This window comes from Neochlamydia sp. TUME1, assembly GCF_000813645.1.
Lineage (GTDB): Bacteria > Chlamydiota > Chlamydiia > Chlamydiales > Parachlamydiaceae > Neochlamydia.
The window spans coordinates 1-6,887 of sequence record NZ_JRXI01000104.1 but is presented as its reverse complement, the minus strand read 5'-3'; the positions used below and the strand labels follow the sequence as shown (position 1 = coordinate 6,887).

The window sequence follows — 6,887 nt, the reverse complement described above, 5'->3', positions numbered from 1 at the left end:
TGCGTTCGGGACTTGTAAAACGTGGCGAGCCAACGAACGAGAAAAAATAAAACTAGGAGGAGGGGGCAAATTTTGCTAGGGCTGGGGGTCAATTTGTCATGTCGCTTGACACCTACGTAAGCCTTTTTAGCGAGAGCACCAATACCACCTTGAGCTTATGCGACATTGCGGAGAGCAATAAGAAAGAGTTGCTGAGACTCTTCATCGCCTTTAAGGCTTTCTTCCAAAGCATCGTTTAGATGCACAACGGCTTCATCAGGATCTTTAAGCTTTTCAAGAAGCCAATCTTGATATTTCGTACTTTTTCTCATAAACTGCTCTTTTAAACGGTTGCATTTACCAGTTTAGCAAGTGTGTGAAGGGTAGGATTTTTGCTTTTAAAGGCATGATATAGGGTCGTTCTAGGTAAATCATGCTCTCTAGCAAGTTGGCTTTTATTCTTGGCACTGATATGAGCTTCCAGAATTTCAATCACTCCATCAGGATCATTTTCTTTTAAGCACTCCCAAACAGCTTTGGCAATAAGCTCTTCATCTAAAAGATCTTTCATTGGATTGTATTCCCGAGGCGTTCTCTTAAATTTAGTCATAAACCCACTCTTTGTAAATTTTTTCTGCCTGTTTGATGTCTTTAGTTTAGCCATTTTTATTTCCCCCTAACAGTAGTAATACTGGCTTACTGGGATCAAACAGTAATAGATTCTTCGTCCATTATCTCATCGAAGTTCCCAAACATGGTCTCTTACTTGTTTGAGATCTCCAAAATGCCCTTCTTCTTTGATATTATCGATTCGTTTAGCAATTTGAACTCGAGATTTTGCGGGTTCCCTCTCAAGCCATTCTTCAAACTCATCTGTTACGAGTATTTTGTATTTTCTCTTCGTTGTACCATATATTGAACAACTAATCTACCAAGAAAAGCTACTTCCAACTTTATCCATTTTCTGATTAAGGAAGCATCCTTTAAGATACATGTGTTTTCAAGTAAAATTTAAGCATCTAAAAATGAATAAGATGCGAGTTTTTTTTTAAGAGCCATTCAGTCAAAAGTTCGAAGTGCACCCCAGTAACTGGAAATTTGTTAATTTATGCAATACTGCAAGGGACGCGCAAAAAAAGCTTAAGCAGCCTCACAAGCATCTTTATTTCATCCAATTTTAAATTCAATAAGTCAAAATTTAAGTTCTATATTTTTTAGGTAACGCTATACAAAAAAGCCATTCAATAATTAAGAATGACTTTGCAAAATTATGTTTTCTACTTAAAACGGGAAGCTTACTTAAAGATCTAACTTATCATTACGATTTCTTTTCTGTTAAAGGCGTGCTAAAGTTTGGCAATAACTAATATTTGCCATGTTGCCTTGCTGCGAAATAGGCCCTCATAGATTGAAGATCCTATGCCGCCAATTCCTCAAACGAAATTTTTACGAGAGAGCAAAGAAATCTGGAGAAATTAAGGTATTTAACCTCTCCTGCATTAGGCGCAACTTTCATATCTGTAGGATCCTGAGAGGTTCACGTTCCTTATTTCATTTTCAATTTTTTAAAAATTCAATTATTCGCCTTAAGCAAAGCCTTCTGAGGGAATGAAGGTATCTTACTTAAGCATCGTATGAGAGTGCTTAGCCTTAGCAGAATAGTCTTAAAGCAGGTTGCTTATTATTTTAAAGGAAGAGATGGATATTTATCTTCAGTAATCTCTTCTCTGTCATCCGTAGAATGAGGACAACTATCCAAAAACTTTACCTCAGCTAGCTAAGGGCCTCATAATAGCAGTGTTAACGCCTTTTCGCCCGGTGTTATCTTGCCAAATTTTCATCCAGTAAAAATTCAAAAGAGATCTCTTAAAGACGAATTAAATTATAAGGATTCAATGGAGTAAGAAATGCCTGCATATTCCCTAACGCCAATGCAAACCTTAAGGAAATGGCTCAAAACAGTCATGTTTTTTCATTTTAAAGTTTTAATGATTGAAATCAATTTACTGAAGGGAGGATCTATTTTAAGCTATCGGGAGGGATGGTCTGTTAAAAAATTGAAAGATAGGGCACTAAGGATTTGAAATAGCGGCACCCGAACTAGGCTAGAATACTCAGTAAGGACATAATTTTTTGATCATGCTAAGTCAGTATGAGTAAATCTGATAAGCCGGCTTACATTAACAAGCCAAGAGAAGTAAAACTAAAGGAAAGTTTAAAAGAGTTGTTGTTTTCTTTTTTTCTTCTCTGTAGGGAGGGGCCATCGAGAAGTAAATATGCCTATTAATAAAGTTTTAAGCTTTTTTTTTGAAGCGGCGCATACTATACTAGGTAAGTTGCCTATTTGTTAAATAGGCTTTCTTTTAAGGCTTGCTGGTAAGATTCTCGGGTAGGCCTTAAGTGTTGTACTTTCCAAATAGCAAATGATTTTATGAGTAATTATCATGTTTAGATAAGAAATATACTAATAAACACCAACTTTAAGGAGGATAAAATGTCGCCCTTTCAAAAAGTGTTGCGTTTTAGATTTTCTAATTTTATTAAGCTTTCTCTATCTTCTCTTTTTACCATAGGAGGAATATGGTGCCTTTTTATCGCATTTGTCTACCTTGGATTTCCTTTTGCCGAAATAAAAGTAGAGAAGTTTTTTGATCTTGGCTTTTTTTCAGTCTCAATTTTCGGCCTTATCATATTCTTAACTATGATTCCCTTTCAAGCGGTACAGGAAAGGCTATCACCTGGTTTTTTCTCGCGCATTTCTAGTAATCCAAGAGCCCATTTTGGCTTATATGTCTTAATCACTTCAGCTATTATTTGCTTTCTTGTAATAGCTCTTCAGCAAATACCCATCATAGAAAAGTATTTAAGTGAGTTGTTTTTAGCGCTGACCGTGGCAATTATTTTTGCTATTATATTTCACCATTGTTGGGTAATTCGCCATCTTTATCAACCTTATGTCGTTTATAATCATATTAAGGAGCTTAAAGGAGAGGAATCGGCAGAAGAAACCTGGCTAGAGCTGTTCGAATGTGTATATAAGGCAATCAAACAAGGGCGAGTCAGTGATGCTAGAAATATTATCAATCTAATTACTCATAATTTTACTCAAGATGTTACTAAAAAAGAAAATAGGATGCTGTATGAGGATCTGACCAACTTGTATACCATAGCTCGTGAATGTCGGCCCATTGCGCGTTTAATGGAAAAGAAATGGCCTTTTCTCCTTAATAAATAGAGGCTTCGAGGAAAGGGGGGTAAGAAAAAAACAATCTATAAAATGAAGAAATTATTAAGAAAAATGCCTTTTAAACATGTTTTAAAGTAGAGGTTATAATAAATGGTTTTATTTAACTTTGAAAACATTAAATAATTTTTACTTAAGAAATCATCGAAAGTAATTCTATAAATTGTTAACTGGCTTACTATTCTAAAAATTTTGAGGGGGGAAGAGAAAATATTCTAAAATTAAGCCGTTCCTGCTTGCATTAAATGGCTGAGGCGGAGGGAATGATAGGAATCTAAAAGCGCAGCAAATAGAAATAATAGCTATTTCCTTCTGCTTTTGGTTTTGCAGATGCCTGTATAATTGCACCTAATGCTCGGTATCTTTCGTGAACGCTTGAGCTCTAAGAAGGATGAAGAGCACTCGTTAATGATATTTTTAAATTTTACCGCTTGGCTAACGGGGAGATAAAATGAGCAATAAAATAAAGTGTATTAATAAAAGCCAATATTTACAGATTTTACGAGAAATAAAAGAGAGAAGAAAAAATGATGCGACCTGCTCAATCAAATTTACGGATTATTTAAGAAAAGGCAATTATTCTTTAGAAGTAGTCTCTTTGGACTTAAAAGAGATTGGAATGACTGTAAATCCTATAGAAGGAATGGGATTAAAACCTTATTGGGGCACTGATATCCTAACGCACGTAGATTTTAACAATATTACTTTCAGGAATTGTAACTTCAAATACATAAATTTAACAGGTTCTTTATTTAAAGACTGTTGCTTCATAAATTGCAATTTCAATCATGCTGTGTGGCTTAAAATTAAAATGATAAACACCTCTTTTGATGGTTGTACAATGAGTGAGATGGGTTTAGCTGGTAGTAGCTTAAACAGCATAAAATTTAGTAATTGTGATTTAAAATATGTAGATTTCTATGGAAGCAATCTTAAATCGGTAGATTTTAATTCTTCTATCTTAACCGGTAGCAATCTCCTAGAAGTTGAAATTGACGAGAGTCGTAGCAGTAATTTTATAGACTGCGAGCTAACGGACTGTTTACTATTTGATGCTAAACACAAGTTTAATAGGATGGGAGGAAAAGGATATGAGGTTACTAAACCTACCATTCTCATTCCGTGGAATTTTTGTCAGCCTGGGTTGACCGCCACTAAAGTGAACTTGGCCATAAAAGAGGTAGAGGGTATCCCTGTAAAGTATAATTACTTGATGGATAATATTAATCTTCTCCTCTTAGACCAGCAGGTAAAAAATCAAATTAGATTAATCCAAAAAAATTCCTCTTTCTGTACAAGCATCCCAGAACAAATTCTGAAAGAGATAAGGGATGATCAACTAAAGCAATTAGAAAATTCTGAAATTTACAAGATCTATTCTATAGCTGTTAAGCTTTCTTCTTATGTCGATGCTATCATTTTACCTGGAGGAGCTGATCTGGAACCAGAATTTTATGGGGATAAAAAAGACCCTCACACACATACAGACTCTGATTATAGAAGAAGCTTATTAGAGTTTGCATTGATCCAACAAGCCATAATAAAAGGTATTCCATTAATGGGCATTTGTAGAGGCTCGCATGTAGGCAATGTTTTTTATGGAGGCACATTGAAACAACATGTTGAAGGGCAAGTAAGCCGCCAAACATACCATACTGAAGAAGTTTTTGTGGGTCATTCTCGCGGCCTATTAAGAGAAGTAGTTAATGGCAAATTTAGTAGTATTTCTGCCCATCATCAAGCTTTGGATAGGATCGGCGATCACTTAGAAGAAATCATTGTTTATCCGAGCGAAAAAGAAGAAATCCCTAAAGCTTTGGAGAGTGATAGGGGAGGAAGCCCTAAAATTTTTCTTCAATTTCATCCTGAGTATTTTGTTGATGCGGAAGTAAAAACAGGAGCTGCTGCTAATGTAAAAATATCTAAAGAAAACAAAAAAATATTTAAAGCTTTCTTAGAAACTGTAAAACTAACCAAGAAGAGAAAAAAGATGGTGAAAAGCATTAAAGAAATTGTAACGGAGCGTGTGATGATAAAATAGATTTATGTCCAGGTTAGCATTATTTTTTAAGGCTTGCCTAGATAAATAAAAAAATCAAGGATTTAATAAAAATATTTCTATTTATGTTCTGATCCGGGTCATGCGCGAAAAGTTGCTCGTCATTAAGCTGTTATTACCTCTAACTACATAAGCTTTATAGCCTTATTATTTAAAATTTTTCAATCGATAGGAGGATTAGCATGGACACAAGGAATGATTAGTGAAGGGTCCTGATTGCTAAGGTAAGTTTTAAATTTCATATACTCTTCTTGTTGTACGTATCCTTGCGATGAAGAAGGCTTTTCCCACTCCTTGGCTACCAAGATTCCTTTAGGCGTGTAATGCTCTGTAAATCGAACGTTAAATAAATTAAAAAGCTGGCGCTCATACCCTTCAGCCTCTTCCCATATATCTGTTACTGAAGGGAGTAGCATGTCACTTTCGGTATAGCTGATTATTCGCATACGCTCACAATGAATAGGGTTATATAGCCAGTATGCAATTTTTATTTTTTTGTTAGGCAGCAGAGAGTGGATGGCTGTAAGATCTATTAAGACCTCGTAACCTACCTGCTTTAAGCATATAAGCGCCTTTTTTATATTTTCTTTGCCTACCTCTACGATTACTTCTCCAAGAAAATAAGTTTTTTTTGATAATTCCCTCTCCTAATTGAACTTTTAAATTTTCCAATGTTTCAGAAATGTTCATAAGGCTGCTCTCCTGTTAAAATGGATTTTTTGTCTAGTGGGTGCGCCCCTTTTTCCTTACAGGTCAAGCTTTTCTTAAATAAGACACTTAGATCTGTTAAGTAAATACTATCTTAAAGAAAAAAAGCTTTGGCTCTAAGCTTAAACCAGGTAAGCCTCTTAAAAACGCTCAACCTTATTATTATACGCTGCTATTCTACTTAAATATTTGTAAATTAACCGATTACTACTTGATCAGCTGAGTTTTTAAGAAGTTCTCGTAAGCTGCAGCAAGCTTTACTAAAGGAAAACTAAAAAGCCAGTAGCGATATGAAAAGCTAAGTCGTCCTGTGGTTGTGCAACAAATGTTTTATCTAGAGGAAAATTTGATCAATGACCATATTGTTGGGGAACCGTCTCTTTATAAAAAAGCACCTGTTAAAAAAATAAGCTGTAAATTTAGGACTTTTCGGTAAAATATTAAGTTTAAAAATTCTTTATAGAGATACCCTTAAACCTTTAGATACTGTTTTACAGTCAATAAAAAGGGTATGACTCTAAAAACGGCCTAAAAACATCATGCAAACATTAACCTCACCTGAGGGTTTTCATATCAATAATCCCTGTATCTTGTCAATATTTTCGAAGGGTAAGATGACTAGGCATTTTTCGAGGCTAAAATAAAAAGCTAAATAATCTATTAATTACAAAACAATTTTTAATATCTAAGGAAGCTAGATATTTATTGAAAAAAAATCCCATGCAAATAATTATGAGAAGAAAAATAAAGAAGCTATAAAAAAATATTTATCTACTAAATAATATTTTAATTTTAGAGGAAGAAGCATGATGATTATTTTAAAAAAATAATATAAGCAGATTTTAAAAAATGAGATAAAAATGCAAAATTATTTATGGCATGATAAAGCAAGCAATT

At 34.4% G+C, this 6,887-nt stretch carries 6 protein-coding genes; 2 read left to right on the top strand and 4 right to left on the bottom strand.

All coding sequences use genetic code 11. The annotated features are described in order from the left end of the window. Positions 1 to 155 precede the first annotated feature (155 nt). Positions 156 to 311, bottom strand: a complete 156-nt coding sequence (locus DB41_RS04585) for a hypothetical protein (RefSeq protein ID WP_238578425.1) — start codon at positions 309 to 311, stop codon at positions 156 to 158. Positions 312 to 322: 11 nt separating this feature from the next. Further along, entirely contained in the window at positions 323 to 589 is a 267-nt protein-coding gene (locus DB41_RS04580; RefSeq protein ID WP_039384863.1) for a DNA-binding protein, read from the bottom strand. Positions 590 to 2,473: 1,884 nt separating this feature from the next. Between DB41_RS04580 and DB41_RS04575 the strand changes: the two genes are divergently transcribed. Further along, complete coding sequence (locus DB41_RS04575; RefSeq protein WP_039384861.1) at positions 2,474 to 3,214, top strand: hypothetical protein; 741 nt, start codon at positions 2,474 to 2,476, stop codon at positions 3,212 to 3,214. 460 nt (positions 3,215 to 3,674) lie between these two features. Then, a complete protein-coding gene (locus DB41_RS04570; protein ID WP_039384859.1) occupies positions 3,675 to 5,264 on the top strand; it encodes a gamma-glutamyl-gamma-aminobutyrate hydrolase family protein in 1,590 nt (529 codons plus the stop codon). Positions 5,265 to 5,443: 179 nt separating this feature from the next. Here DB41_RS04570 and DB41_RS11250 read toward each other — a convergent pair whose 3' ends face one another. Both DB41_RS11250 and DB41_RS12245 read right to left on the bottom strand, forming a co-directional pair. Further along, positions 5,444 to 5,848: an NADH-quinone oxidoreductase subunit C gene (locus DB41_RS11250; RefSeq protein ID WP_238578426.1), complete on the bottom strand. Its 405-nt coding sequence runs from the start codon at positions 5,846 to 5,848 to the stop codon at positions 5,444 to 5,446. Continuing rightward, on the bottom strand, positions 5,781 to 5,972 hold the full coding sequence (locus DB41_RS12245) for a hypothetical protein (RefSeq protein WP_052243907.1): 192 nt from the start codon (positions 5,970 to 5,972) through the stop codon (positions 5,781 to 5,783). The genes DB41_RS11250 and DB41_RS12245 overlap by 68 nt, the downstream gene beginning before the upstream one ends. Between the last annotated feature and the right edge of the window lie 915 nt (positions 5,973 to 6,887).